Source organism: Pedococcus sp. NPDC057267, assembly GCF_042668795.1.
Classification (GTDB): domain Bacteria; phylum Actinomycetota; class Actinomycetes; order Actinomycetales; family Dermatophilaceae; genus Pedococcus.
Map to the genome: position 1 here is coordinate 45,629 of NZ_JBHUYG010000003.1, position 26,408 is coordinate 72,036.

21 protein-coding genes are annotated in these 26,408 nt (G+C 69.8%); 10 read left to right on the forward strand and 11 right to left on the reverse strand.

Translation table 11 applies throughout. The features are described 5' to 3' along the window. Window positions 1-95: 95 nt before the first annotated feature. The 4 genes from ACFUC1_RS01450 (at window position 96) to ACFUC1_RS01465 (ending at window position 5,894) form a co-directional block, all read left to right on the forward strand. Entirely contained in the window at window positions 96-704 is a 609-nt protein-coding gene (locus ACFUC1_RS01450) for a mechanosensitive ion channel domain-containing protein (protein WP_379116111.1), read from the forward strand. Between the two features lie 682 nt (window positions 705-1,386). After that, window positions 1,387-2,799 carry a hypothetical protein gene (locus tag ACFUC1_RS01455; protein ID WP_379116112.1) on the forward strand — a complete coding sequence of 471 codons (1,413 nt, stop codon included), beginning with the start codon at window positions 1,387-1,389 and terminating at the stop codon, window positions 2,797-2,799. A gap of 176 nt (window positions 2,800-2,975) precedes the next feature. Next, complete coding sequence (locus ACFUC1_RS01460; protein WP_379116113.1) at window positions 2,976-5,177, forward strand: lysylphosphatidylglycerol synthase domain-containing protein; 2,202 nt, start codon at window positions 2,976-2,978, stop codon at window positions 5,175-5,177. 39 nt (window positions 5,178-5,216) lie between these two features. Next, window positions 5,217-5,894, forward strand: a complete 678-nt coding sequence (locus ACFUC1_RS01465) for a DUF1345 domain-containing protein (protein WP_379116114.1) — start codon at window positions 5,217-5,219, stop codon at window positions 5,892-5,894. 102 nt (window positions 5,895-5,996) lie between these two features. Here the strand turns inward: ACFUC1_RS01465 and ACFUC1_RS01470 are convergent, their stop codons facing one another. Beyond that, window positions 5,997-6,197, reverse strand: coding sequence for an antitoxin (locus ACFUC1_RS01470; RefSeq protein ID WP_379116115.1), 201 nt, complete (start codon window positions 6,195-6,197; stop codon window positions 5,997-5,999). 125 nt (window positions 6,198-6,322) lie between these two features. On the opposite strand from ACFUC1_RS01470, the gene ACFUC1_RS01475 reads away from it, so the two are divergent. Further along, the gene (locus ACFUC1_RS01475) at window positions 6,323-6,913 is read left to right on the forward strand and encodes a hypothetical protein (RefSeq protein WP_379116116.1); all 591 of its coding nucleotides are present in this window, start codon (window positions 6,323-6,325) and stop codon (window positions 6,911-6,913) included. Window positions 6,914-7,039: 126 nt separating this feature from the next. Further along, window positions 7,040-7,789, forward strand: coding sequence for a PspA/IM30 family protein (locus ACFUC1_RS01480; protein WP_379116117.1), 750 nt, complete (start codon window positions 7,040-7,042; stop codon window positions 7,787-7,789). Between the two features lie 741 nt (window positions 7,790-8,530). Here ACFUC1_RS01480 and ACFUC1_RS01485 read toward each other — a convergent pair. The 3 genes from ACFUC1_RS01485 to ACFUC1_RS01495 all read right to left on the reverse strand — a co-directional run bounded on the left by ACFUC1_RS01485 (window position 8,531) and on the right by ACFUC1_RS01495 (window position 14,300). Further along, the gene (locus ACFUC1_RS01485) at window positions 8,531-9,595 is read right to left on the reverse strand and encodes a sodium:calcium antiporter (RefSeq protein WP_379116118.1); all 1,065 of its coding nucleotides are present in this window, start codon (window positions 9,593-9,595) and stop codon (window positions 8,531-8,533) included. Window positions 9,596-11,036: 1,441 nt separating this feature from the next. Then, entirely contained in the window at window positions 11,037-11,603 is a 567-nt protein-coding gene (locus ACFUC1_RS01490) for a Chromate resistance protein ChrB (protein ID WP_379116119.1), read from the reverse strand. A 96-nt stretch (window positions 11,604-11,699) separates the two neighbouring features. Beyond that, a complete protein-coding gene (locus tag ACFUC1_RS01495; RefSeq protein ID WP_379116120.1) occupies window positions 11,700-14,300 on the reverse strand; it encodes a cation-translocating P-type ATPase in 2,601 nt (866 codons plus the stop codon). 105 nt (window positions 14,301-14,405) lie between these two features. Here ACFUC1_RS01495 and ACFUC1_RS01500 point away from each other — a divergent pair, with 105 nt between their 5' ends. Beyond that, the gene (locus ACFUC1_RS01500) at window positions 14,406-15,269 is read left to right on the forward strand and encodes a phosphatase PAP2 family protein (RefSeq protein ID WP_379116121.1); all 864 of its coding nucleotides are present in this window, start codon (window positions 14,406-14,408) and stop codon (window positions 15,267-15,269) included. 458 nt (window positions 15,270-15,727) lie between these two features. Here the strand turns inward: ACFUC1_RS01500 and ACFUC1_RS01505 are convergent, their stop codons facing one another. From ACFUC1_RS01505 to ACFUC1_RS01520, 4 genes are all read right to left on the reverse strand, one after another. Next, window positions 15,728-16,180, reverse strand: coding sequence for a class F sortase (locus ACFUC1_RS01505; protein WP_379116122.1), 453 nt, complete (start codon window positions 16,178-16,180; stop codon window positions 15,728-15,730). Window positions 16,181-16,413: 233 nt separating this feature from the next. Further along, on the reverse strand, window positions 16,414-17,178 hold the full coding sequence (locus ACFUC1_RS01510; RefSeq protein ID WP_379116123.1) for a hypothetical protein: 765 nt from the start codon (window positions 17,176-17,178) through the stop codon (window positions 16,414-16,416). Between the two features lie 123 nt (window positions 17,179-17,301). After that, window positions 17,302-17,763: a hypothetical protein gene (locus ACFUC1_RS01515; RefSeq protein WP_379116124.1), complete on the reverse strand. Its 462-nt coding sequence runs from the start codon at window positions 17,761-17,763 to the stop codon at window positions 17,302-17,304. Further along, window positions 17,760-18,005, reverse strand: a complete 246-nt coding sequence (locus ACFUC1_RS01520; protein ID WP_379116125.1) for a cupredoxin domain-containing protein — start codon at window positions 18,003-18,005, stop codon at window positions 17,760-17,762. Before ACFUC1_RS01520 ends, ACFUC1_RS01515 begins: the two co-directional genes overlap by 4 nt. Here ACFUC1_RS01520 and ACFUC1_RS01525 point away from each other — a divergent pair. The 3 genes from ACFUC1_RS01525 (at window position 17,989) to ACFUC1_RS01535 (ending at window position 19,914) form a co-directional block, all read left to right on the forward strand. Further along, window positions 17,989-18,207 carry a hypothetical protein gene (locus ACFUC1_RS01525; RefSeq protein WP_379116126.1) on the forward strand — a complete coding sequence of 73 codons (219 nt, stop codon included), beginning with the start codon at window positions 17,989-17,991 and terminating at the stop codon, window positions 18,205-18,207. The two genes, ACFUC1_RS01520 and ACFUC1_RS01525, sit on opposite strands and share 17 nt — an antisense overlap. A 151-nt stretch (window positions 18,208-18,358) precedes the next feature. Next, window positions 18,359-19,525 carry a serine/threonine-protein kinase gene (locus ACFUC1_RS01530; RefSeq protein WP_379116127.1) on the forward strand — a complete coding sequence of 389 codons (1,167 nt, stop codon included), beginning with the start codon at window positions 18,359-18,361 and terminating at the stop codon, window positions 19,523-19,525. Window positions 19,526-19,560: 35 nt separating this feature from the next. Continuing rightward, window positions 19,561-19,914 carry a hypothetical protein gene (locus ACFUC1_RS01535; RefSeq protein ID WP_379116129.1) on the forward strand — a complete coding sequence of 118 codons (354 nt, stop codon included), beginning with the start codon at window positions 19,561-19,563 and terminating at the stop codon, window positions 19,912-19,914. Window positions 19,915-20,083: 169 nt separating this feature from the next. Here ACFUC1_RS01535 and ACFUC1_RS01540 read toward each other — a convergent pair whose 3' ends face one another. From ACFUC1_RS01540 to ACFUC1_RS01550, 3 genes are all read right to left on the reverse strand, one after another. Continuing rightward, complete coding sequence (locus tag ACFUC1_RS01540) at window positions 20,084-23,710, reverse strand: hypothetical protein (protein ID WP_379116131.1); 3,627 nt, start codon at window positions 23,708-23,710, stop codon at window positions 20,084-20,086. A 551-nt stretch (window positions 23,711-24,261) separates the two neighbouring features. Further along, a complete protein-coding gene (locus ACFUC1_RS01545; RefSeq protein WP_379116132.1) occupies window positions 24,262-24,909 on the reverse strand; it encodes a hypothetical protein in 648 nt (215 codons plus the stop codon). 26 nt (window positions 24,910-24,935) lie between these two features. After that, entirely contained in the window at window positions 24,936-26,324 is a 1,389-nt protein-coding gene (locus ACFUC1_RS01550; protein WP_379116133.1) for a type IV secretory system conjugative DNA transfer family protein, read from the reverse strand. Window positions 26,325-26,408: the final 84 nt, after the last annotated feature.

The following is a 26,408-nucleotide window of genomic DNA, read 5'->3' on the forward strand; positions in this document are numbered from 1 at the left end:
TCGTTACAGTCGTAACAATGCCTCTGAAGCGGTCTTCGTCTGTGCTCGACGTCCATAGGGAGTCTGCGGCTCGCGCTGCGGAAAGGAGAGCGCTCGTGTTCAGCATCGGGGCGGGTTTGCGCCGTTCGGCCACGTGGGCCGCGACGGCCGCCGTGGCTCTGGTCGCCGTGCCGTTCACGGGCGGTGTCCATGCTGCGGCGTGGCAATGGCGACTCACCGCGTTTGGTGCTTTGGTCGCCTTCGCTGCGTTGTCGGCGATGGCGGTGCGCTCCCTGGCTCGTGAGCTGTCGCTGCTCGCGGCCGTCCGAGGTGGACCTGCCGCTGGCGGCGCCGTCCGTCTGCTGGTCCAGCTGACCGGGGTGCTGGTGGTCACGGCATCCGTGCTCGTGCTGGCAGGGGCCTCGCTGCAGAAGCTGGCCCTGTCCGGGGCCATCACCGGGGTCATCCTCGGCGTGGCGGGTCAGCAGTCATTGGCGAACCTGTTCGCCGGGGTCGTGTTGCTGTTCAGCCGCCCCTTCGCCGTCGGCGACTGGGTGGTGGTCCACTCCGGTGCGCTGGGTGGAACGTACGAGGGCCGGATCGAGGAGGTCGGGCTCGCCTTCACGCGCCTAGTCACTTCCGAGGGCCCGCTGGTGCTGCCGAACGCCTCAGTGGTGTCTGCGGCGACGGGTCGCCGCACACCGCCCCAGTCGGCAGCCGCCTGAGCGTCGGCGTACCCCGATGCGGCCCATGCCTCGAGCGTTCCCTCGGGTAGCGCTGAGTGCCCTGGCGGTCCTGACCATGATGCTCCCGGCTGCCCCCACCGCGCAGGGCGCCGTGGGAGGCGTAACGGCTGAAGGTGTCGGGCCCGTGGTGGTGGTCGGGACCTCAGGCTTGTCCTGGTCGGACATCTCACCGACGAGCGCGCCACACGTGTGGGCCATGCTGCAGGCCGGGTCGGTGGCTGCGCTGTCGGTGCGGTCCACGACCACGGTGGCCTGCCCTTCCGATGGGTGGCTGGGTTTGGGTGCCGGGCAACGGGCCGCCGCGCGGACCACCGCCGGCACCTGCGCGAGCCTGGCGCCACCGGTCGGTGGACGCGTGGTTGGGTGGGACCGGTGGAACGCTTCCGCGCTGGCGGGACCGTTCCGCGCGAAGCTGGGGACACTGCACACCGCCGTGAAGGGCGCCGGCGGGTGCGTGCAGGCGGTGGGACCGGGCGCGGCCGTAGCGGCCGCCCGCCCCGACGGCGTGGTTGAGCACTACGCACCTTGGGATGCCAGGAACGTGGCTGTGCAGCTGTCGGTGTGCGAGGTGACCTTGATCGACGCGGGCCTGGTCATCGCAGCGCAGCAGGGGGCGGTTCGCGAGGGTCAGGTTCGGGCGGTGGACGAAAGGCTCGGGGCGGTGACGCGTGCCGCACCTGCACAGGCGACGCTGCTGTTCGCCAGCGTGGGCGACGACGGCGGGGAGGACCTGCGGGTGGTTGCGGCCACCGGCACCCGGGTGCCACCCGGGTGGTTGCGGTCGGCATCGACCCGACGGGACGGGCTGGTGCAGAGCGCGGACCTGACCGCCACCGTGCTGTCTGTTGTGGGCGCGCCCGTCCCGAACGAGGTGGTCGGGGCGCCGCTGGCCACCACTGCTGGCCTGTCCGGGCCACGCAGGGCCGCCCGGCTCACCGACTTTGAGCGGCAGGCCCACGCGACGAGGGCTGCGGTTCCTTGGTTCTTCAACGCGATGGTGCTGGCTGGCACCGCCCTGTCCGCATACGCGTGGTGGACGCTGCGCGAACCACGGTCGTCTCGGTGCCGGCGGTGGCTGCGGTGGGCCGCGTTGTGGCTGGGCGCGGTGCCGGTGTCGAGCTTCCTGGTGACCCTGGTGCCGTGGTGGCAGGCCCCCGCGGCGCCGGTGGTCTTGGCCGTGCTGGTTGCGTCCTTGGCAGCGGCGCTGGCCGGGGTTGCGTGGTTCTGGCCGCGGCCGTCGTCCCCGATGGGCTCCGCCTTGGTGGTCGCAGTCGTGACCATGGTGGTCCTCGGGGTCGATGTGGTGACCGGGTCGCGGTTGCAGATGGCGTCGTTGATGGGCGTGCAGCCCGTGGTGGGTGGGCGGTTCTACGGGCTGGGCAACACCGCGTTCGCGGTGTTCGCGGTGGCTACCGTCGTGGTGTGCGCCGCCGTGGCTGCCGGTGCGCGGCGGCACCCCCGCCTGGGGGTGCTGTGTGGGGTTGGTGTCGCCGCAGCAGCGGTGGTTGTGGATGCCGCGCCGGGACTGGGCGCCGACGGTGGCGGCCCCTTGGCGCTGGCCCCCGGGCTGGGGCTGTGCATCGTGACCGCTGCCGGGGTGCGCGTCACCTGGTCGCGCGTGATTCTCCTCGTGGGCCAAGGTGTGGTGCTGGTGGCGGCGGTCGCCGTTGCGGACTGGGCGCGACCACCGGGGAAGCGAACCCACTTGGGCCGGTTCGTGCAGAGCATCATGGACGGCGACGCCGTGCAGGTGGTGGGGCGCAAGGCTGCGGCGAACCTGGCTCTGGTTCCGTCCTTCTTGACGGTGTTGGTCGTAGTGGCCGCGGTGTCGGTCGTGTGGTTGACGCAGGCGCCACAGTTGGAGCGGCTGCGTCGCGCGCTGGTCGCCGACGGACGCGCACCGCGCGCGGCGCTGGTTGGTGCCGTCGTGGTCCTGGTGGTGGGCATGCTGGTCAACGACTCAGGGGTCGCGGTTGGGGCTGCCGGTGCCATGGTGGGGCTGCCGCTGCTCGTCGCGTCCTTCGCCCGGGCGGACTCAGACCGCATGGTCTGCGCACCAGGAGGCCCGTCGTGAGGCCCGCCGGACGCGGGCCCACAGCACCCACTGCGCGGGCCCGACGGCCGGTTGACGCGGGCCTGTTCATGCTGACTGGTCTGGTGTTGGTCGCGGTATTGCTCGTGGCGGCGTCGTCGGTGGGAACAGCGGACGCACTGGAAAGGGGCTTGACGGTCGCGACGAGTGGGGTGTCCATGGCTGGGGTGTCGCTGGTCGGTTTCGCTGCGGGCGGTGGTGCGCTGCTTCTGCCGGTTGCCGTCGCGGTGAGCTTGGGCCGGCGGGGGCGCTGGGGTGACCTGGTGGTGGGGCTGGTCGCGGCCGGCACTGGCGCCGCCGTGGCGGCCGTGCTGGAGTGGGCGGTGACCAGCGGGTCCGTGCCGAGGGAGACCATCGGGGCCCTGACCCGCCCCTTGACCGGAGTAGGCCGCACCTCCCCGCTGTCGGAGGTCGCGGTCGCGTGCGCGGCGCTGCTTGCTGGGGCCTCACCGTCGCAGCGGGTGTCGCGGGCAGGTGCCGTGGTCCTAGCGGCCCTGGGTGCCAGCTTGTTCCTCGGCGGTGAGATGACGGTCGTCGCCGTGGTGGTCAGCGTGCTGCTCGGTGCGACCGTGGGGTTGGGCAGCCGTTACGTCCTGGGGCGGCAGTCCACTCGCGCTCCGCAGTCCTCGCTCGAGGCCCAACTTCAGGAGGCCACCGGACGTCACGGGACATTGACTGCGTTGACCCCGACGTCGGCGCCCACGCGCCGGTTCACCCTCAGCACGGACCCGACCCTCGTTGTGGAGGTGTTCGACCGGGAGCAGGTGGGTGGTGACGTTCTGTCGCGGCTTGGTCGGCTGCTGCGGCTTCGCCCCGGCGGTGCCAGAGTGCCCGCCCTGACCCTGCGCGGACAGGTGGAGCACCGCGTCCTGATGGGCGGCGCCCTCAGCGCTGCTGGTGTCGCCTGCCCACGCCCGCTGGCCGTGCGCCCCGCTGGCGGCGACTCCCTGATGGTCGTGTGGTCAACACCCCCCGGTACCCCCAGGCCCCGCCTCCAAGTCGACGCGACCAGTGGGCAACTGTCGGACCTGACTGCGTCACGGTCGCTGTGGGAGCTCGTTGCCGCGCTGCAGAATGCGAAGATCGCCCACCGCGGGCTGTCCATGGAGACGTTCCTCGTCGGCCCTAGCGGCACGGTTGCCCTGGCCGATGTCGGCAACGGAGACATCGCCGCCACCGACCTCGCGCTGCGGTTGGACCTGGCCCAAGCGCTGGCCACAGCCGCGATCGCCTGGACCCCGAAGGCGGCCGTCGCCGAGGCCGTGTCGGCGTTGGGCCGTGACCGGGTCCTGGCCGCCCTGCCGGTGCTTCAACCCCTCGCGCTGACCGCCTCGACCCGGGCTCTGCTCCGGTCCCGGCCGCAGGTCCTCGAGCAGGTACGGCAGGCGTTGTTGGCCTTGGCCGACACGCCCGAACCGCCACCGGAAGTGCAGCTGCGCCGAGTCAGCCTGCCCACCCTGTTGTCCAGCGTGGGTGGCCTCGTGGCCGTCTACGTGCTCGTGGGGCAGCTGTCGCGCATAGACATCCGGGCCGCATTCCTTGGTGTCGACTGGCGGTGGGCCGCGGGCGCAGGGTTCATGTCGGCGCTGACGTTTGCGGGGGCGTCGCTCGCCCTGGCCGGCGCAGCTCCGACCCGGCTTGGTTTCCCTCGCACCTACGCCACCCAGCTGGCCATCGCGTTCAGCGGGCTCGTCGCGCCCGCCCTGGTCGGCAACGTGGCGTTGAACGGTCGGTACCTTCGCCGGGCCGGGCTGTCCGCCCCTGCAGCCGCAGGCACCATCGGACTGGCCCAGGTGGCCCAGTTCGGCAGTTACGCGGGACTGCTGGCCCTGTCCGGGACGCTGGCCGGGTTCGGTCCCCGCGCAGCGTTCACCCCACCGACCGCGGCCATCATCGCCGTCGCCGGGTGCATCGCCGTCGCCGCACTGGTCCTGAGCACCCCCCAAGGACGCAGAACCGTCGCCCGGCGGTTCCTGCCGGGCCTTGGCGAGGTGTTGCCGCTCGTCGTCGACGTCGCCCAGCAACCACGCAAGCTGGTGCGGCTGCTGGGTGGGGCACTGCTGCTGGACGCGTCGTTCGTCGCAGCCCTGTACTGCGCCACCCGCGCCGCGGGCGCCCACCCGCCCCTGGCCGCGGTCGCTGTCGTGTACTTCGCCGGGGCCATCCTCGGCTCCACCGTACCGACCCCAGGTGGCCTCGGCGGCATCGAGGCGGCCCTGACCGCAGGGCTGATCGCCATCGGCGCCCCCGCCTCCGCCGCCCTGCCCGCGGTCCTGCTGTACCGGGTCGCGACCTACTGGTTGCCGATCCCCTTGGGGTGGGCAGCCATGCGCCGGCTGCACCGGCACGGTGCTCTGTGACCACCGCAACCCCACCCGGCCGAAAGGACAAGCCAAACCGTGAACCTCCTGCACCGCAGCACCAACCCCCACTCCCCCCACGGCAAGGGGCCGTCCGCAACAGCGGCCGTAGCCACCGCCGCCACCGCCGGTGCAGTCGTGGCGGTCGGCGCCAGTCTCGCCTGGCACTGGCAGCTCGGGGCGCTGCTGGGATTCATGGCTGCCGCCGCCGTGTTCCTGACCCGGCTCTGGTGGGCCATCTGGCCCATGGACCAGCACGCGACGAGGGAGCATGCCCGCCGCGAGGACCCCCGCCAGTCCTTGTCCGACACCACCATGCTGACCGCCGCGTTGTTCAGCCTGGCCGCCGTCGCCCTGCTCCTGACCGGGTCCACCGGCACCAAGGACGAGCAGGCCGCCGTGTCCGTGCTCGGCGTGGCCTTGGCCTGGGCCCTGGTGCACAGCGTCTTCACCACCCGGTACGCGCGCACCTACTACGAAAACCACCAGGACGGCCTGGACTTCAACGACGACACCCAACCGCGGTACCGCGACTTCGCCTACCTCGCATTCACCGTCGGGATGACGTTCCAGGTCTCCGACACCCTGGTCCGGTCCTGGACGATGCGCCGCAACGTTCTACGGCAGGCCCTCGTGTCGTACCTGTTCGGTGCTGTGATCATCGCCACCATGATCAACCTCATCGGCGGCTTGGGCAGCAGCGGTGGTCAGTCCTAACCGGGCAAACCCAGGACAGGCAACATTCCTCACGGACCCGGTGGTGAGTTCGGCGGCCGGGGCAGGATGCCCCTGCTACCTGCATGACAGCTTCAGCATCCCTCAGCGCCCACCCGGCCGGCCCTCGCTCGGCGGCTGGCCGGTCCAGTCCCCAACCTTCCGCGCGGCCGAGTCGATCTGACGTCGATACCGTCCCTTGGTCTGCCGGTCCGCGGCGTTTGCCGCCTTCTGGGTCAGCTGGTCGACCTTGTCCGGGTGCTCCTGGGCGTAGCGGCGCGCCCGCTGCAGAGCGTTGTTAAGCATTCCCATCAGCTATGTGTCCCTTCCGTGTGCAACCGACGTCCGTTGCAGACGCGGGCCGCTCCGGAGAGCGACCCCCATGATGTTACGCTCGTATCACCACGGCGGCAGAAGGAAGGTGAGCGAGGATGGTCACGGACGGTGAGATCGAGACGTCAGACCCACTGGGTTTGCTGACGCCGGGGATCGCCATCACGGCAGGGCTGATCCTTCTCCTGCTGTTCTGTATGGCGGTCGTGCTGCTATGGGTCGCGGTGCGACGCGCACGGCGCGCTCAGCTCGGCACGAACGGCCGCCTTGCCCTGCGCATGGTCACAGGCGACCGTTCGGCACGGGCACTGACGGCCCAACGGTACCGCCTGCGACGCGAGATGCGGGCGACCAACGAGGCCCTGGCCGGGGCAGCCGGCGCCCACTCGGAGACAGGCGACCTGTCGCACATCGCCGCGACCCTGAGCCGCACCGCGCGCCACCTCGACAACCAACTCCGCACCGCCGCCCACGATCCCAGCCAAGCGGTGCGTCAGCAGGCGAGCACCGATTTGGCGCCGAAGGTCGAGCAAACCGCGAACGTCGCTTCACAGATTCGGCAGCAACTGGCCCGCTTGGAGATGGCGGTGGCCACCGACGAACTCGAGCAGGCTCGAACCCGCATCGACGGCGAAGTGCAAGCCCTAGACACCTGGGTGTCCACCTATCAAAGGCTGCACCGGGCCTGACCCGGCCCGATGGTCTAGGAGTGGGGTCGGCGACTCGCCGCGATCGTCCGGCCGCCTTCGCCACACCAAGAAGACCCACACCAGAAAGTGGAAGACCCACACCAGAAAGTGAAGGGAATCGCGCCGATGGGACTGCTGCAGCGGATCATGCGGTTGGTGAGCATTCGGACCACCAAGGCCCTCAACCGGGTCGAGGATCCACGGGACACCTTCGATGACGCCTACGAGCGTCAACTGCGCCTGCTTGCCGACGTGCGGCGCGGCGTGGCCGACGTGGCCACGGCGGGTAAGCGGCTCGAACTGCGCAGCGATGAGATCCGGGCCGAACTACCCAAGCTGGATAGCGTCGCCCGCCAAGCACTGGACCGGGGCCAAGAAGACATGGCCCGACTGGCCTTGACGCGGCAGGCCGAATTGCAGGCAGAGCTCGACCAGGCCCAAGACCAAGCCAGAGATCTGCGGGCACGGCAGAGGCACCTTGAGCAATCCGAACACGGCTTGGCTGCCAAGGTCAGCCAGTTCCGCACGGCCAAGGAGCAGATGAAGGCCCAGTACACGGCCGCCGAGGCCGAGGTCCGCATCGGCGAAGCCATCACGGGCGCATCCGCCGAAATGGCGGACCTCGGCATCGCCCTGCGCCGGGCACAGGACCGCACACAGGACCTCCAAGCGCGTGCCGCAGCGCTGCACGAACTCGGTGAGCGAGGTTACGGTCCCAGCGACAGCGCAGAGCAACTCACCGAACAACTGAACCGGCTGCGACGCGAGGACGACGTCGACCAGCGCCTCCAACAGCTGCGGGAGTCATCTCTCCACATCGGACACAAGCCCGCGACTCCGGGCGAGACCGCTAGGCCAGACACCGCGCCGTCCTAGCAACACGTCCCGGAGCCGGGCTTGCCTGCTCACCCTGGCAGCGACACGGTCGGACGATCACGGGCTATCTGAGCCGTTGTGAATGGTGCATCGGCTCAGTCATGCCTAGCCAGTCGCCGTGAGTCATGGCCAGGGCGTTGGGGGGGTTCCTCCAGCCGCCGGATGACGCCGTTGGGTTGGACCTGATAGGCCGTCGTCCGCCGACGAGGTACAGCCCTTTCCCGGCGGCGTATTCTTCGGGGAGGTGTCCGCGCCTCCGCGTGGCGGCACGGAACCGAGCGCTGCCAGGTTCCGGCCGACCGGGTCGAACGCCCACTAAAGCACCTGCCTGGCCAAAGGCCGTGAGCAGTCATCCGCCCCTGTCAACGTAATCCCCCGCTGGGTGGTCGCGGCTACCAGCTCCTCGGCGGCAGCCCTGAGGCTGCGGCCGCGATGGCCACGCCCGCCGCAAGGTGCCGCAGCCCACTCGTGACTCGGATGCCGGGGGTCGCGCAGCGTCGCGGACGCGCCTGCCCCGCCGGCCGCGACCATCGGCACACCGGTGTGCAAGATTTCACGAGCTGTACCGCGTCGACCACCGCTCAATTCGGACCTGAAATGGCTATGGGCATAGGTGCCCAGTCGCGGCGCATGCACTCGGCTTATGACGTCAGGGGTGACCTGGTCAATCATGGCCATGCTTGCCTCAGCACCTCAGCACCTCAGCACCTCCGCACCTCAGCCCCGAGTCCGCATGGCCTTTCACATCAGGATCGGAACCAATCCGACTACAAACAGCGCGTAGAAGGCCGCAGCCGCGGTGAGGCGGGTGGGGGTCAGTCTATGAGCCGTCATGGCAAGTAGCAGGTAGACGATCGCGGACATCGTGATGAGCCCGGACCACAGAAGGGCGCTGTCGAACTTCCAGCTCGTGAAGAGCAGGCCAAGACCTGAGGGGACGGTGGCCTGGATCATCATGGCGCCGGAGATGTTGGCCAGGGCCAGCTTCGTCTTCCCTTGGCGCACCCAGATGACGGCGTTCATGATTTCGGGCAGCTCGGTTGCGACGGGGGACAGCAATAGAGCGGTGACCGATGCGGACAGGCCGAGCATCGGGCCGACGGCGTCCAGCTGCTGCACGAAGTACTGCGAGGCGAAGAAGATCACCACGAGGGCGGCAAGAGTCTGAGCGACCACGGCCCCGGTGCTGGGAGACGCTGCCTTGGGCTGCAGCTTGAGCGGCTCGAGGAACTCATCCTCGCCGCTTTCGTCGTTGTTGCGGATCTCGCGCCAGAAGTAGATGGCGTAGGCGGCAAAGAAGACTAGGCCGAGAGCTGGCTTGAAGGCGAAGGCGACCAGTCCGAGGGCGACCTTGACAACGAAAATGGGCAGGAACCACGCCTGGTCCTTCGTTAGCCGCCTCATGTCTGCCGAAGTGCCCACACCCGACTCGTCGAGCGCTGCTGAACCGGCCGAACCATCGGAGAGGCCCGCGCCGACGGCGGCGCGCACGGTTGCGCGATCCTTGCGCCGCTTGAGCAGCAACATCGCTCCGGTGACGCCGTACGCGACCGTCGCGAGGGCGAGCGGCCCGCCCATGGCCGCGCCAACACCGATGTTCTTGGCCTCCTCCGTGCCACCGGTGGTTACCGCCACAAGCGTCACGACCGACTCAGGGAGAGCTGTGCCAAAGGCGGCGAGGATGGTGCCAACGGCCATACGGGCGACGTTCAGCCGCTCGCCCAGCCACTCCACCGCGTTGACGAACCACTCACACGAGAGATAGATCGCCACGGCGCAGGCGATCAGGAGCACGAAATGAATCACGGGGCAAGCCTTTCCGCAACGGCGGGATCCGAGGCCTGCTCCAGCGAGGGGCGGACAACTTCGACCCCGCCGACGCAACTGGTTGTCATCGGCGTTGGGTCGAAGGTCTCGCCCGCCCGCCTGGCGGCGAGCCCGGCCACCGGAAGCATGATGCTCCAGCGTGTCGATGACCGGTTTTGACAGGGCTACTCCCCATCGCGCCCGCCACTCTACACAAACCACCGGACGAGACAGGTCCTGCCGTCCCAGCAGGAAGGGCTCAACGACGGTGCAGCAGGGATAGCCGAACACAGGGTCTGGGTCCGGAGGATGGGTGACCAACCGGCTTCAATTGATGGGTAACACTTCCGAGGCTTCCTTGACAGCCCGCTAGCTGTAGGCCATGTGCCAGGTCACGACCTTGCGTGGTCCGGCAGCGCCGGATCGCCAGGACTGGCCCCCTCGTGGACGCGGGCGCCCGGAATGGTGCCGTCCGCCTCGACGGTGACCACCTACCGCCGCGCGCGCCTGCGGCATGCCGACTTGCCTTGAAGTGCGCGACGGTACGGCGCGACACCAGGGTGGGGGCCCCCTTCGCCGCGCACGACCGCGAGCTGACCTCGTCGCCACTCACGAACCTTGCGGGAACAATCCCTGAACCAGCGGGCCGACCGGACGGCGACCCCAGCACCGACGCCTGACCCTCAAGGGGGCCGCACCACCTCGACCATGCGTCATGTGGTCCTCGGCTTCCTCTGGTGCCGTAGGTGCCAGAGTGTCCGGCGGGGTCATCATCGCCCTCGCGAGCACCTGGCCCCCGGACTGCACAGCAGCGGTCAGCGGCTCAGTCCTGACCGCGCACAACCGCCCCAGCCCCGCACATCGCAAGAAACACGGCCGCCATCAAGGACGCGTACCCATCGCCGGCGACCACGTCCACCGCCAGCCACGTGCCTGCCGCCCACGCCAAACCCCACAACAGCAGCCCGACCCGATCCCAGCACCGACCCGAAGCCGCCACCGCAACCAGCAACGTCGCAATCCCGCACACCAGCGCTGCTGCGTGAGCGGCCCGCTGGTCCGAAGCTAGCGACACGAACCCGGGAGTTGGCAGCACGGACACCATGGCCAAAGCGACCGAGGCGCCCCCAACCGCCAACCACGACACCCCGCCAGCTGCGCAGCCCATGCGGGTCATCCGCGGGTCACCGGCGGGGGCGCCGACGCCCGCGGAGCAGGTCCAGTCGAGCTGCCACCGACCGGACCCGGCGCGCGGACACGTGATGACCACGTCCCTCAAGCAGCTGAGCAGCTAGCTTGCCGGCCACCGCCATACCGAACAGGACAAGAACTCGCTTGAATCGCATGACAGCCTCCGGATACTCCGGCCGCGGGACCACCCGCAAACCTCGGGAGCAATCACGTTACACCCGTAACAGCCCGGAGGTTGCCCGGCTCGAGGTCAGTCGTTAGCGGGAGGGACGGCCTCCAGTCGGGACCCGCGGCGCGCGCGGCGCGCCCCGGACGCTGTGGCTGCCTCACGGTCGGGCCGCGGTTCGACGTCTTCGGCGTCCATGGTGGCGTTCGCGAACTCCGCGAGTGCGGCCTCGGCGCGGGTCAACTCGGCACGGGCGGCCTCACCGCGGGGAGCCGCGAAGTAGTCGCGGGCCTCGATCTTGGAAATCCAGGCACGGAACCGGTCGAGGTCGGCTTCGCTCTCCTCGAGCTCCTCGTACGTGGTGCGTCCTCTCGCGGTCTCACTGTCGAGTTCGGCGAAGAACGCGGGGAACCGTGCCAGGACCTCCTCGTACTCGGCGTCCCGGGCTTCTTGCAACTCGATCACCAGGGCGTCCTGCTCAGCGGCTTCGGTAACGGCGACCTCCACGACGCGGGCGGTGCCGCCCTCGGTCCGCACACGGGTGGCCAATGCCTCGACGGCGGTGCGGATGTCGGGGCGGGCCGGGAGCATGCACACCGACTGCTGCAGGTATAGCGACCCCAGGGATCGCAGTTTGCGCCACGCGGTCACGCGCGTCGAGGCTGGAGCCGCTGCGGTGGACAGAGCCACCAGGAGCCAAGAGGAACTCGAGGGGGGCATGCTCGGACGATACACAGCCTCCACCAACTACAGCTCCGTGCCGGTGCCCAGCACCGGGCGTGCCGCCCACCCCAGCAGGGCGCACCCGGCGACGGCAGCGAGCACGAACGGAACCTGCGCCTGGACCAGCGGCTCGGCCCGGACCAGCGCCGCGGCCGGCGTCCACGCCGCCACGACGGACACGACGACGGCGGCGAACGCCCACAGCGGGAAGTACGGGTTGTCCCGCCAGGACAGTCCCGGTCGTGCCCGCAGCGACCAGGCCACCGCCACGTGCCCGACCAACCACACGACCAAGGCGGCACACCGGGCTTGCCCGGTGCTCGCCCCGACCGCGGAGGAGGCCAGGTAGGCGACGGTGGCGGCTGAGCCGAGGACGACCCCGACCATGATGGTGGCGGTGATGAACGCACCGTCGACCAGCGACGCGTTGCGCGGCCGCGGGGGCTGGCGCATCGCTGCCGGGGCCCCCGGTTCGGACACGAACGCCAACGACGCGCCCACGTCCATGAACAGCTCGAGCAGCACGATCTGCACCGGCGCGTACGGGACAGGCAGCCCCGCCAGGACCGCGGCCACCATCGCCGTCACCAGGGCGAGCTTGGCGCCAAGGTAGAACGACACACCGCGGCGCAGCTGGGAGAAGATGCTGCGCCCCTTCTCCACCGCGGCAGCCACCGTGGGGTACGCGTCGTCGGTCAGCACCAGCCCGGCAGCCTGCCGCGCCATCTGCGTCCCGCGCTGCCCCATGGCGATGCCGACGTCGGCGGCGGACAACGCGGGGGCGTCGTTGACGCCGTCACCGGTGACGGCCACCACCTGCCCCTGCCCCTGCAGGAGCCGCACGAGGCGGAGCTTGTCGGCCGGGGTGCACCGGCCCACAACGGTCCCGTGCACCAGGTCCGCCACCAGGTCCGCATCGCCCCGCCCGGCCAGGGGATGCCCGCCGGTGAAGGTGGGCCCGTCGGGCAACCCGGCCGTTCGGGCGACGACGCGACCGGCCGACGGGTGGTCGCCGGTGACGACGATGGTCGCGATGCCGGCCTCGCACAGCTCGGTGACCGCCTCGGGCACCCCGTCGCGGACCGGGTCGGTGAACGTGACCAGCCCGACCATACGCAGGTCTGCGCCCAGCACTGGCTCGCTGTCTGCGCCCGCATTTGGGTGAGCGCCGTGGGGGTAGGGGCCGGTGGCGTAGCCGATGGTGCGGTGACCGGACTCCAGCGCCTGCGTGACCGGGGTCGCCCAGTCCAGCTGGTCTCGCGGGCGACACGCGGCCAGCACGGCCTCGGGGGCGCCGGCCACCGCCACCACGGCCTGCCCCTCGGGGTCGCGCCAGGCGGTGACCCGCAGCCGCGACGCCTGGTCGAACGGCCACGCCGCGAGGACGACCGCACCGGTGGCGCTCAGCGGGCTCGGCACGCCCAGCTGCTCGGCCCGGGCCGCGACGGCCTGCTCGAGCGGCTCACGCACGCCAGTGTCGGTGGGTGCACCGGCGCCCTGGGCGGCCAGCGCGGCGCGAATGACAGCGGTGGAGTCGCCCTGCACGTCCGTGACGGTCAGCTCGTTGCGGGTCAGGGTGCCGGTCTTATCGGTCAGCAGCGTCGTGACCGACCCGATCGCCTCTCCCACGGACAACCGGCGCAGCAGCGCGCCGCGCCGCGCTAGGGCGCGTCCGCCCACAGCGAGCAGGACCGTGACCAGGACGGGTAGCTCCTCGGGCACGGTCGCGAACGCCATCGACAACGCGGTCAGCACCATCTCCTTGACCGGCTGACCCAACACCCACCCGAGCACCGGCACCCCCACGGAGACCACGACCGCGAACACCAGGACGAGCTTGGCCACGCGCGCCATGCCCAGCTGCAACGGCGTGACGGGTTCACGTTGCCCCGCGGTCAAGGCGGCGACCTTCCCGACCTCAGTCCCCGCCCCGGTCTCGTACACGACCGCGGTCCCGGTCCCGCCCGTGACCTCGCACCCGGCGTGCACGACGCTGGACCGGTCCGCCACCCCGGCGCCCAGGTCGACCGGTTCGGCGGACTTGGGCACGGAACCGGGTTCGCCGGTCAGGGACGCCTCGGCGCTGGTCAGTGCGGACGCGGTCAGGACGCGCGCGTCGGCGGGCACAAGGTCGCCCGCCTCCAGCAGCAGGACGTCGCCGGGGACGACGTCTGCGGCCGGGATCGTTCGCGCGGCGCCGTCACGAAGGACACGCGCCACCGGGGCGGTCAACTCGTGCAACGCCTCGACGGACCGCTGGGCGCGCATCTCGGTGGACGTCTCCACTGCGGCCGCGAGCAGGATGACCCCGGCGATGGCGAGGCCGTCGACGACCTCGCCGAAGATGAAGCTGAGCACGGCGACCCCGACCAGGAGCAGCTGCAGGGGCTCGGTGAACGACTCGCCGAACTCCTCGAGCCAGGACTCGCGTTTGGGCAGCTTGGCAAGGTTCGGCCCGTACCGGCGCGACCGCTCCCCGGCATCCTCCTGGGTCAGGCCGCCCGGGTGGACCTGGAGGCGCTCGAGTGCCTGGGCGGGCGAGAGCGCATGCCACGTGGACCACCGCCCGGGTCCGTCGCTGGCGGGCGGGACGGGTTCGGCGCCGTCAATCAAGTTCTCCTCCATGATGTAACAACCGTAACAGGGCCGGCATCGCTGTCCATCCTCTCCCGCGGCGTTTTCGTCGTCCGCTGTTACGGACGTGACATCTACCCCCGTACACTTCTGCGGGTGCGGCTGACCGAGTACGACGACATTGGCGAGTTGTTCGCGGTGGCCTTCGTCGTCATCTTCGGCATGGTGGTGTGGGCGACCGTTGCCGAGCAGCGGCTGACCGAGTTCACCCGGGACCCGGCAGCCGCGCGGGCACAAGCACTGTCGCGGCGTACCGCGACCCGAGCGACTCTGCGGTCACTAATCGCGCAGCTGCGCCCAACGCGACGCCTGATCAAGGACCCCTGGGGCATCAGCGCTATCGCGTTGTCCGTGCTCACAGTCGCCGTAGTCGGCGGGAGCACGGTGCGATTCGACGGCGCCACGTTGCCGTGGTTCACCGCCTTGGACACCCGCGGCGTCGGTCACATCACCGCCCGGGTACTGGTCATGGGAGGGCAGTTCTGGCTGGTCGGGTCCATCGCGATCACAACGGCCGTGTGGCGGGGCGTGCGCCAGCGTGACCCTCGACCGGTCGTGGTGACCGGTGCCGCCATGGTCGCGATGAGCATGTCGCTGTGGCTGATGAAGGTACTGGTTGGTCGCACCGCCCCGCGTGCCGGCGAGAACACCGTGTTGGACGGCGGCCACTCCTACCCCTCGGGGCACGCCGCCACTGCCGTAGTGTGTTTGACCCTGACTGTCGCCCTGCTGTGGGGAGGGCGGGCCAGCATGCGCCGGTGGGTGCTCCCGCTCGCGGTTGCCGCTTCTGGCGTCGTCGGCGTGTGCACCGTCGTCCTCGGGTACCACTGGGTCAGCGACGTCGTCGGCGGTTGGGCCGCAGGCGCGCTCGTCGCCCTCCCCGCGGTGCGCTGGTTGGACGAGCCCGCGAACAATCGGCAGGGCACGACCGCGCCTGAAGCAACCCAGAACGCAGGCTGAGCGCAGACTGCCGACCAGGCGATGGGTGGCCTCCATCCTGCGTGACACTGGCGCCGGGCCGACGAGCAGTCCTGTTCAGTCGTTTCACCTACCGGCCGGTTGGGCAATCTGAGTCAGAGAAACCACTTGTTCGCGAGCGGCGTGCACGTCGCTGACTTCAGTGGCGCGGCCACCTCGCGCATCAGACGCGACCACACCGCGTCGACCCTCTACACCGTCGTCTTCGTCTACGCCGGGCGCTGCCCTTAGCGTCGTTATGCTCATCGTCCTGGACGCCCAGCCACTTTCCTTCACCCGTCCAGCAACGACATCGCCGAGGAGGCGGTGCGCGCCCTCGCCAGCGCCATTGGTTTGGTCCTTGCCGTGCCCATCACCACCGCCCTGACGGCGGCACTGGCGCCAGGTCAATCCAGCATGTCTGACGTGAAGTAGGGGATGCGCCGCGCAGGCCGCGGCGATCACACGAGGTGGGCGAAGGCGACGATGTTGTCGACGTAGTGGCCGGTGGTGTGGTCGAAGGCGCCACCGCAGGTGATGAGGCGCAGTTCGGCTCGGCCGTGGGTGTTGCCGTAGACGGTGGCTGTGGGGAACTTCGCCTTGGAGTACCGGGCGACCTGGTCGACGACGAAGGTTGTGGTGGTGCCGTCCTTGCGGGTCACGGTGACTTTGGCGCCCGGGTGGAGGGCGCCGAGGCGGTAGAAGACGGCGGGGCCGGCCTTGCTGTCGACGTGGGCGCCGATGACTGCGATGCCCAACTCGCCTGGGGTGGGACCGTCGGCGTACCACCCGGCGCGTTGGAAGTCGGCGGGGGCTTCGAGCTTGCCCGTGGAGTCGAGGTGCAGGTCGACTATGCGGTGGGTGTCGACGCCGATCGAGGGGATCTGCAGTCCTGTGGGTGGGCTGGCTGCCATCAGCGGGCCGAAGCTCGGCGAGGCGTTGGGCTCGTCGGTTCCCGTGGGGGACGGGGTCGGCGCGGGCGACGTGGCGGTCGATGAACCACTCGAGGACTGGCTCGAGGGCTGGGGTGGCGGACCCGGTGCCGAAAGGCCCTTCTGGATCAGGGTTGCCCCGGCTAGCAGGAGAAGCACGGTGGCCGCTGCAGCAAGGATGCCGCGGCGGCCACCGAATCTCTGGATGAGGGACATCAGGCGCGGTTGCGAACCTTGCGGCTGGCGAACGCGCCGGTTCCGGCCGCGGCGACCAGGAGCCCACCGCCGAGGGCCAGCAGACCCTCGTTGTTGTTGGTGGACGTGCCGCCCGCGCCGGTGTTCATGCCGCCGGCCGGGGCGGCGCGCAGGGCGCCACAGATGGCCGGGTCGGTCGCCTCGGTGGGCAGGCTCGGGTCGAGGTCGCTCTTGGTGGCGCCGTCGTACTTGCCGTCGTGGTTGTAGTCGACGCCGTGGACGACGACGACAGCCTTGCCGCTGCTGATCGCCGAGGCGACCTCAGGGGACACCGTGATGCTGCCGCGCTCGTAGCTCAGCTTGCCGCCGGGGGCGGTGTCGAACCGGTCCACGGCAAGTCCGCTCTTGGGCGACGTGTCACCGGTCTTGGTGAGGGAGACGACGATCGGACCGTACGCGGGCCCGCCCTCGGTGGTGTTGAGGTGACCGTCCTTGTTGGTGTCATCGGTCGCCAGCGGGCACTCGTGCCGGGCGTCGGCGCCGAAGTGGATGTGCGCGGCGTGCGGCTGGTTCGCCAGCAGGCCGGTCGCAGCCATGGTGACGTCGATGGTGGTGCCGTGGACCGCGACGTTGGCGGTGCCGCTGGCGTTGACGCCGTTGAGGGCCACCGGGCGAAGCGTGGCAGTCGTGGTGCCGTCAGCCGCCTGGGCAGCGCCCACTGCCAGGAACGGCATGAGCGCGGTGGTGCCCAGTGCGACGGCGGCGAGCTTGGTGGAGGTGCGCATGCAATGACTCCCTTGTCTTGCGACCAAGAGGAATGGCCGCCCGTTGTCTTGCTCTGTGTCCGGTATTCGTTCACCCGCCGCGAACGGATTGCCTTGCTGTCAAATATCTTTCGCGCAGACTGCTCAGAAATCCTCGTGTGGGCGATCCTTGTCGGAACGGAGGTAGGCGGCTGCGGCCGTGATGCCCCCGACGGTTTCCGCGACCGCGCTGAGCGTCTTCTGGAAGTACCAAACCGGCTCGTACATCGCGGGAAGTGGCCCAACTGTCGGCACGTTCACGTACCGGTACAGGACCACGGCGGCTGCCGCGCTCAAGGCGATGACCGCGGCGGCGGCATAGGCCGCGCGGCTTCCGCGGACAAGGACCCAGAGACCGACGAGGGTGGCGGCGATGGCCTCGAGACGAAACACGGTGCCCGTGCCGATGCCACCAGGTGCAGCGTTTTGGTAACCCGCAGCCAGCCGGAAGTGGATGAATGCATCCACGCCGAGGGTGAGGACCACCAGTCCGCGAACCAGGACACTGACCGGGCTGCCTTCGTGTTGTCGGCGGCGGCGGTCGGCGCGGCTGGCGGCGGTGGTCACTTGACGACGAGCGTGGCGCTCATATTCGCGTGGAACGAGCACACGACCGGGTAGCTACCGGGGTTCTTCGGCGCCGTGAGGGTGGCTGTCCCATCGGGGTCCACCTTGACGTCGAAGCCCCCCTTCTTGGACGTGACCGTGTGAGCCTGTGCGTCGAGATTCTTGATGCTCACCTGTGCTCCCGGGCTCACGCTGGCCGGGAGCTCGAACATGAAGTCCTTGATCGTGATCGTGCTGTCCATCGCGGTCTTCGATGGAGTCGCTGCGGGGGACGTCGATGACGGCATGGGGGTCGACATCGACGAGGAAGACGAGGTTGTCGAACCCGTGTTCTCCGATGAGCTCCCGCAGGCAGACATACCCAAGGCCAGGACTGAGGCGACGGCGAAGCAGCAGACGTTTGCTCTCATGGGATCGGTGACTCCAGACCGGCCGTTTCTGTGACGGCCACCGAGAGGTATTCGTCACCGGCGGACATCTGGCTTGGTGACGCAACTGAAGGGCACATCGCGCGGCCGCGCCACCGGAGTTGCCACCCCGTAGCATTAGCCAGTGATGGACGCGACCCCCTCCCCCAGTCCGGCCGGTAGCCGTTATGGCTGACCTCGCCGACCCGGGTTACCTGCTTGCGGCGCGCTACCGGCTGCACCACCGAATCGGTCAGGGCGGCATGGCGTCCGTATTCGCTGCTACAGACCGGGTGCTCGAGCGTGCAGTGGCCGTCAAGGTGTTTCGCGTCGGGGGTGACACTGCCCAGGACCGCGCCCGGATGCAGACCGAGGTGCGCCTGCTTGCCTCGCTGAGCCACCCGAACCTAGTCACCGTCTTCGACGCCAGCACCGATGACTCAAGCACGGACGCACGACCGTTCATCGTGATGGAGCTCATCGGCGGCCCTAGCCTGCGCGAACGCCTCACCGATGGGCCCATGACCTGCCAGCAGGCGGCGGAGCTGGGCGCCCAGATGGCCGCCGGACTGGACCACGTGCATGCACGCGGAATCGTCCACCGCGACGTCAAGCCGGCGAACATCCTGCTCGCAACGGCCGACAGCGGAAACGGTGACACCGCTGCGATCACCGCCAAACTTGCCGACTTCGGCATCGCCCGACTGCTAGATGCCACCAGGGTCACCATCGCCGGCACCACCATCGGCACTGCCAACTACCTCAGCCCCGAACAGGTCGAAGGCGCTGACATCGGGCCGGCCAGCGACATCTATTCCTTGGGCTTGGTCCTCCTCGAAAGCCTCACCGGACAGGTTGCCTACCCCGGCAGCGGCATCGAGGCGGCGCTGGCCCGTCTACACCGGGCGCCGACCATTCCGACCGAGCACGGCCCCGACTGGGCGCAGCTGCTGGAGGCGATGACGACCCAGACACCTCAAGCTCGTCCCACTGCGGCGGAAGTTCGGGCGGCCCTGCAGCCGCTGACCAGCGACCGGCCCGGCCACCAGAGACCCGCCCCCACCAAGTCCTTGCCGCTAGGCCCCGCGACGTCCAGGTTTGCGGCCGCGACTGGTCCCGCGGAAGACACGTCGCAGGTGGTCGACAGGAGTCGGCTGCGGCCCGTGGCCCGCGTGCTTGCAAGCCGGCTGTGGTGGCTGGCGGCGGTCGCCGTCCTCGCAGTCGCGACAACAGTTCTGATGCTGTCGTTGGTCGCGACGGACCACGGCACGGCCAGGACCCCGCCACCGGCATACCCCAGCGTGCCCGGTCAGCTCGGGCGCGACCTTCACCAGCTGCAGCAGGCTGTCGGATGACGCGTCAACCCCGCGCCCTCGCAACCATCGCCGTCGTGCTGGCCACCCTCCTGGGCAGCGGTTGCGCCAGCCGCGGCGACAGCATCGACCCCGCCACCCAGACTTTGCTGCAACGCGACGTCCAGACGCTGACCCGCGCCGCCGCCGCGCACGATTACGCGGCGGCCCGGGACGCCACTGCGACGCTGACAGCTGACCTGAACACCGCCCGAACCGCAGGTAAGATCTCCGACACCAAGCAGGCTCAGGTTCACGCCGCCATCCTCAAGGTCGCCGCCACGCTGGCCGCCCAACCCACCCCGACACCGTCCCCGCCCCCCACCACCCCGGCCGGGAACGGCAAGATCGGGGACGGGAAGGCCCGGGACGGCGAGGGTAACGGCGACTGACACCTACAGCGTCAGCGCTCCTCGAAATCAGATTCCCTGCAGGCGCATGTGCCGTGGCGCAGCTCGCGGTTTGACCGGCGCGTCACAGGTGGCTGTCACCCCGGGGACGTGTATTGCGGTGACGCCCTTGGGGTGCCCCGCAGCGACCGCGCCTGGCGTCGGTGAACGTTCAGGTGGCCGGTTTGCCGATGGTGACGTCGTCGATGTGGGCGCCGTCCCAGCCGGTGGTCGAGGCGCAGACTGGACCGCCGAGCCCGGAGCACAACGAGTCGGACAGGAAGTGGAACCGCACCTGGACGGGCCCGCCTGGGGCTGTGAACGGCACCGCGTACCGGCTCCATCCCGGGCTTGCGGGGTTCTTCCCGGAGAAGGTGCCCAAGGTCTTCCACGTGGTGCCGTCGGTGCTCCACTCCGCGGCCACCGTGTCGAAACCGGCCTCGGTGTCCAGGCGCATCCACCACTGGAGCACTGCGCTGCCAGCTTCGGCCGTGACCTGGGGTGAGGCCACGGTCGCGTCCATGTTGTCCAGGTACCCGGTGGGGCCGCTGACCGCGAAGGCGTTCCCGCCGGGGTTCTCCGCCGCGTCGGTGCCGTGTCCGGGGGTGCCCCGCAGCCATGTCGGTGCCCCGCCCGTCGTCCAGGACTGGGCGCCGGACTCGAAGTCCCACGACGCGTATGCCTGTCCCACCGTGGGGGTCGGGGTGGCGGGTGGGTCGACGGGGACCGGGAGCTTGTCCTTGAAGCTGTACGTCCACACGCCGCGGCCGAAGACCGCCACGACGGCGGTGTTCGGGTCGCCTGGCTTGAGCGCGATGCTGGCCACGGCGGTGGCGGGGATGTCCTTCAGCGGTGCGAACTTCGGGGTCGCGTACGCTCCGCCGGTCTGGGAGGCGAAGGCGCCGACGTCGGTGGCGACCAGGAGCTGGTCGCCGCGCAGCTCGACCCACGAGGTCGGGGAGTCGGGCAGGTTGCCGGTCACGTCGGTGAAGGACTGACCGCCGTCGGTCGACCGGAACAGGTGGCCGGTGCCGATCTGGTCGTTGGCGTCACCGACCGCACCGGCTGGGACCCAACGCCGGGTGTAGCCACCGAGGGTGACGAACACGTTCTTGGTGTTGCGCGGGTCGACCGCGATCGAGGTGATGTACCGGTTCGGCAGTCCCTTCGCCGCGGCGATGTGCCACCCCTTCGTCGTGCCCTTTTCCGGTGCCGCATCGCCACCGACGTTGGTGGCCAGGCCGTTCTGGAACAGGTTCGGCGACGGGCCGAGCTTGTTCAGGGTGTCGCACTGGCCGCAGAAGCCCACGTACGCGGCTGCGCCCTGCACGTCCACAGCGGACATCGAGTTGTCCGGGTCAGTACTGCTGGAGGTCGCTCCTGCGTCACCGGGGTGCGACCGGGTGCCGAGGTTGTACACGGTGCGCCACGTCGTGGTCGTATCGGAAGCATCCTGCGCGGCGGTCTGCCCGCTGGTGGTGTCGGCACCCTTGAGGGTCTCGACCACTTCACGTCCGGCCGTGAGCAGGTGGCGGGCGTCGGTGGGGTCCATGGCGAACGGGTTGGCGAACTTGGATGCGGTCAGGCCCGGGTCGATGCTCTTCCACGAGGTGCCGCCGTCGGTGGTGAGCGACATGGCGCCGTTGGTGTACTCCTCGTACGCCGTCTTGGAGTTGTCCGGGTCGACGGCGGCGAAGAACCCGTCGCCGCCGTAGGTCTCGTACTGCTTGCCGTCGACCGGGTCGATCTTGAGGTTGCCGTTGTCCTGCAGGCCGGCCCACACGGTGCCGTCCTTGGCCATCGCGGCGTAGTACGGCATGAGGGTGTGGAACCCGTCGTTGTCGCCCAGGCCCCAGTGCGAGTTGTCCAGCTCGCTGTCGGGGTCGGTGTCGAACCGGTACCGGTAGGCGCCGCCGTCGTTGCCGACGATGAGCTGCACCCCGCCCTTGACGGTCGGGTCCTCGATCCAGATGCCGTCCTGCTGGTCGGGGTGGGTGGTGAGGTTGTCGTCGGTCGGTTCGCGGTCGGTGGGGCAGGCCGGCAACCCGGTGGACAGCAGCTGACAGGAGGACCCGGCGAAGTACTTGGCCACGACCCGGAACTTGACCGGGACGGTGCCGTCGAGCGGGATGAGCCCGGTGCCAGCGGCCTCGTTGGACCAGATCTCCTCGAGCCCGAACGCCATCCGAGTGGGGACACCGGACGCGGTCTGCCGCGTCGGGTCCGGCTGGACCCACAGGTTGTACCAGCCCTGGACACCGGGCTGGTAACCCACGGCGGTGCCGTAGCCCACCAGGGCCGAACTGGTGGTCGGGTCGGTCGCGAGCTGGGTGCCGCTGGCGAGCATGGTCCAGGTGGCACCGAAGTCCTTCGAGACGTACAGCCCGTTCAGGACCGTCGTCCCAATCGGGGGCTTGGTGCCCTCGGGCACGTCGATGCCGGCGACACCGCCGTTGTTGAGCAGCTTCGCGTCCTGCACCACGGCGTACAGCAGGTCATGGTCCTGAGCGGCCCCGACGGCGTTGCCGAGCTCGACGCGGCCGATGTGGTCCTGGGCCGCGAACCCCGACGCGGCCAGCTTGGTGAACGTGTTCGGGCTTCCGGAGACTGAGCGGTACACGCCGTTGTTGGGTGACTGCACGGTGCCGTTCGGGTTGGTCTTATGCCCGCCACGCCAGCCGACGGTGGCCACCACCGTTCCCGCCTTCGTGGAGGTGCCGACGCCGCCGCCCTTGGCGACCACTACATCGGTGACGACGTTGGCCAGCGCGCACTCCGGCCGCGCTTGGATGTCGGTCACCCCGGAGCACTCACCGGTGGGCAGGTTCGCGTTGGCGTACGTCTTGCCGCCGTCGGTGGAGGCGAACAGGCCGAGCTGGGTCGCGGCGTACACCTTCAACGGGTTGCCCGGGTCGACCGCGAGGGCGAAACCGAGCCCACCGTCCGGAACACCGGTCGCCTTGGTCCAGGTCTTGCCGAGGTCGCTGGAGTAGTACGCGCCCAAGCCCGTGAATGCAGAGGAGCCGAACGTCGGCTCACCGGTGAGCGCGAGCAGGGTGCCCTTGTTCGCCGGCGACCACGCCACCGCCCCGGTGATGGACGTAGGCAGGTTCCCGTTCGCGCTGGTCCAGGTCTTGGCCTTGTCGTCGGAACGCCAGATGCCGCCGTTGCCAACAGCCGCGAACAGGCGGCCAGCAGCCGGGTCCCAGGCGAAGGAGTCGATCCGACCCGAGTTGTGCACCAGGCCCAAACCGTTGACCTCAGGGTACCTGGGGTCGTTCACGATCAGCGGTCCGGTGCCGTAGGGAGCGCCGGTCCCGTCGGTGCCGGCGACCGTGCCGGGCGACATGCCCTGGCGCTGCTTGGCCGCCCCGGCGGCGGCACCGTCGGCCCAGCTGCCGTACGGGGCCATCCGCGGAATCGCACGGGCGCCGAACAGGGCCAACAGTTCCTTGAGGGATTCGGGGCGCTTGCTGCGCAGGCAGTAGCTCGACCACTTGTCCTGGTCGACGTTCGCCAGCGGCGGCACCTCGGCGAGGGCCTCACGCGCCAGCTCCTTCTTCTCCGCACCCGTGAGCTCGCGAAATGCCTCACGCACCCAGCCGCCCTTCGCGCCGGCGTCCTCGGCCGCCATCTCGGCACGGACCTCCTTCAGCACCGAGTCAACCGGGGTGAAACCGGGCGCGCAGTCCGCGGCACTGACCTGCCCGGGCTCACGCACGTGCTGGGTCACGCCGACCAGGCCCATGGCGGCGACAAGAGCGGCGGTGACGACGACGGCGTGGGTGCGGACACGCATGGGTGGTTCTCCTCCAGGCAGCGGCGAGTTCCTCGCCGCAGACAGCGCCGGACGTAGCCGCCGACGACGTGAAAACGAGGACACGCTAGACATCGTCACGGCACCCGCAGGTCAAGAAATGTTCAAAACTCCGTCAGGCACGGACAACGCGTGCGCCATGAACCGGTCATCTGTCATCAGCCATGACGCGCGGCCAACTGCCGGGGACAGCCGCCTGACACTGCCTCGGGACGAGGAGACTGAGATGTTGCATGAGATGTGGCACGCCTCCTTGCGGACCGGCCTTGACCTGCGGGAGCGCATATGTCTGAAAATCGGAGCCCCGACGGTTCATGACGAGTTGGACCTCGTGTCGGCCTCCGTCTCTCCCAAAGTGAGTAAAGGCAGGCAGGCTCGCCAGAGGCGGCACGCGCCGTGGGCATGCTGAGGGAACGAGGCACCGGGCCCCTTGTGACGGCTCCGCTTGGAACCAGCAAGACGATCGCGACCTCGGAGACCTTGCGCGCGTAGGAGAGCCATCCTGCTTCGGCCTGGGACCCGTCTTGCGGTTTCTAGCCGTCAACGACCTCGCCGGTTTCGGTGTCTACGGTCTCCCCGTCGACCACCCGAAGCAGTGGAGCTATCTGCTCTTGGCTCTCCGTTGCTGGCCGGTGGTGAGCGGCGGCGTCTTGTTCGTAGGCGTGTGCGCGCTGAGCTGCGGCCGGCTCGCCGAGGTGGCGTGAGTGGCGGCCCTTGGCCGGCCACTGCTGATGTCCGTCCTCGCAGTGGTTCTTGACCCGCTGTCGCATGCGGTCGACGAACGCCGGGAGGGCGTAGCGGTGCCACTCCTCGAGTGCGTCGCTGCCCAACGCCAGCGTTGCTCGACGCCGTTGGTCAGCCAACACGGCGAGCTCCCGCACCAGGTGCGGGTGCTGGGGCCAGCAGTGTGGGACGACGCCGGCGACGTCCCACACGTACTCGGTGTTGAGCCAGATCGTGAAAGCCTCGAGCCAGTCCCAGAGCTCGCGGCGCAGCTGCGGCCGGGTGAGGCTGTCCGGGTCCCATGGCCGGGGAAGCATCTTGAGGCTGCCCAGCGCCTTGCGCTGTTCGTCGGTCCCGTTGAGGGCGATGTCGAGCTCCCGGTAGGCCTGCTCGAGCTGTCCGCCGGGATGCGGGAACCGCGCCACCATCGGGCCGGGGATCCGGTCTGGGCTGCTCATCGGCTTCATGGTCGTCGTCTCCGCGCTCAAGGAACGTCGTTGGACAGCCCCCGCCGGCGGGCCTCGACGAGGGCGGCGGTGCGGCGGGCGTCGGCCGACACCGTGGTGGCGTGTCGGCTTTGCCCGATGTGGGTTCTGGCGTGTTCCTGCTGCGCCAGGAGTGCACGTCCGGCGCGGCCGTCGATGCATCTGGTGAGCCGGGCGATCATCGGCTTGCCGTTCTCCGAGACGACGAGGGCGTGGCGTTCCTTCAGCTGGCGGACCTCGGCTCCGGTGAGGATGGGGATGTCTTCGGCCGTGGTCGACCGCCCTCCCATCTGCCCGGTCTGCCAGCTGGTGCGCGAGATCCGCACCGGGCCGAGCAGGTCGGAGATCTCCTGGTTGAACGCCACGTCCTTGGAGCCGCCGAACAGGACCAGGTTGTTGGTGAGACCGAGCAGCGTGCGGGCCTCCTGGTCTCCGAAGATCGCCGACAGCTGGGGTCGCGTCTGCGCCGCCCAGATGAAGGAGATCCCCAACGCGCGCTCGTTGGCCATGCGGGTGCGCAACGTCGGCAGCGGCGCCGTGGAGGGAAGCTCGTCCAGGCAGGCCAGCATGGGCGGGCACAGCCGGCCCCACGTGGAGGTGTCGGCGGCGACCAGAGCGGTGTCCAGCACGTGCTCGGCCACAGCAGTCATGAGTGGTGAGGCGCTGGCGTACGGGTCCTCTCGGCCGAGCAGGTAGATCGTGCCGCCGCGGCGGATCACATCCGCGATGTTGGTGGCTGGCCGCCCTGGACCCGGGGTGCACCGCCGCCGGATCGGTTCCTGGAAGAACAGGCTCAGCGCCTGCTGGACGGTGGTGATCGTGTTCCCCGCGGTGCGGTCGTCGCCGTGCAGGGCCCCGTGCAGCAGCCCGTGCCAGAACGGTGCGGCGTGCGGGTGTTCACGCAGGATCTCGGTGGGGTCCGTGGCGCTGAGCGGGTTGGCGACCCAGCGGAGCACGTCCTCCAGGTCGCGTCCGGTCAGCGCTGCGGCGTGGAAGTACGCCTGGATCACTTTGGCTGCCTCGGCGGCGTAGAAGCGGGCCGCGTCGTCGCCGTGCCCGCCTGCCACGGCGCCCTTCACGGTTCCCGCGGTGAAGGCCTTGGCCCGGCGCTCAGCGACCATGGGGTCGACGCAGCCGTCGATCGGGTCCCACACCAGCTCGGGCAGGCCGACGGCCAGACCGAACGGGTCGAGGACCACGCACGGCCGCTGCTCGTCCACACCGGCCCGAGGGGCCTGCCTCGAGGTGAAGCTGAGCAGAAGGTCGTCGACCTTAGTGAGCGTCACCAGGGCGGCTCCCGGGGCGCACCGCAAGGCGGGGATCAGCAGGTCGAGAGTCTTGCCGCTGCCCTGCGGCCCGATGACCCCGGCGGTGCGGTCCCAGGGCACCCATAGCTCAACGCCGCGGGGCTCCCGGCCGCGCCCCAGACGCCACCCGACCTGCTCGGGTCGAAACGGCGCCCTCGAACCGCC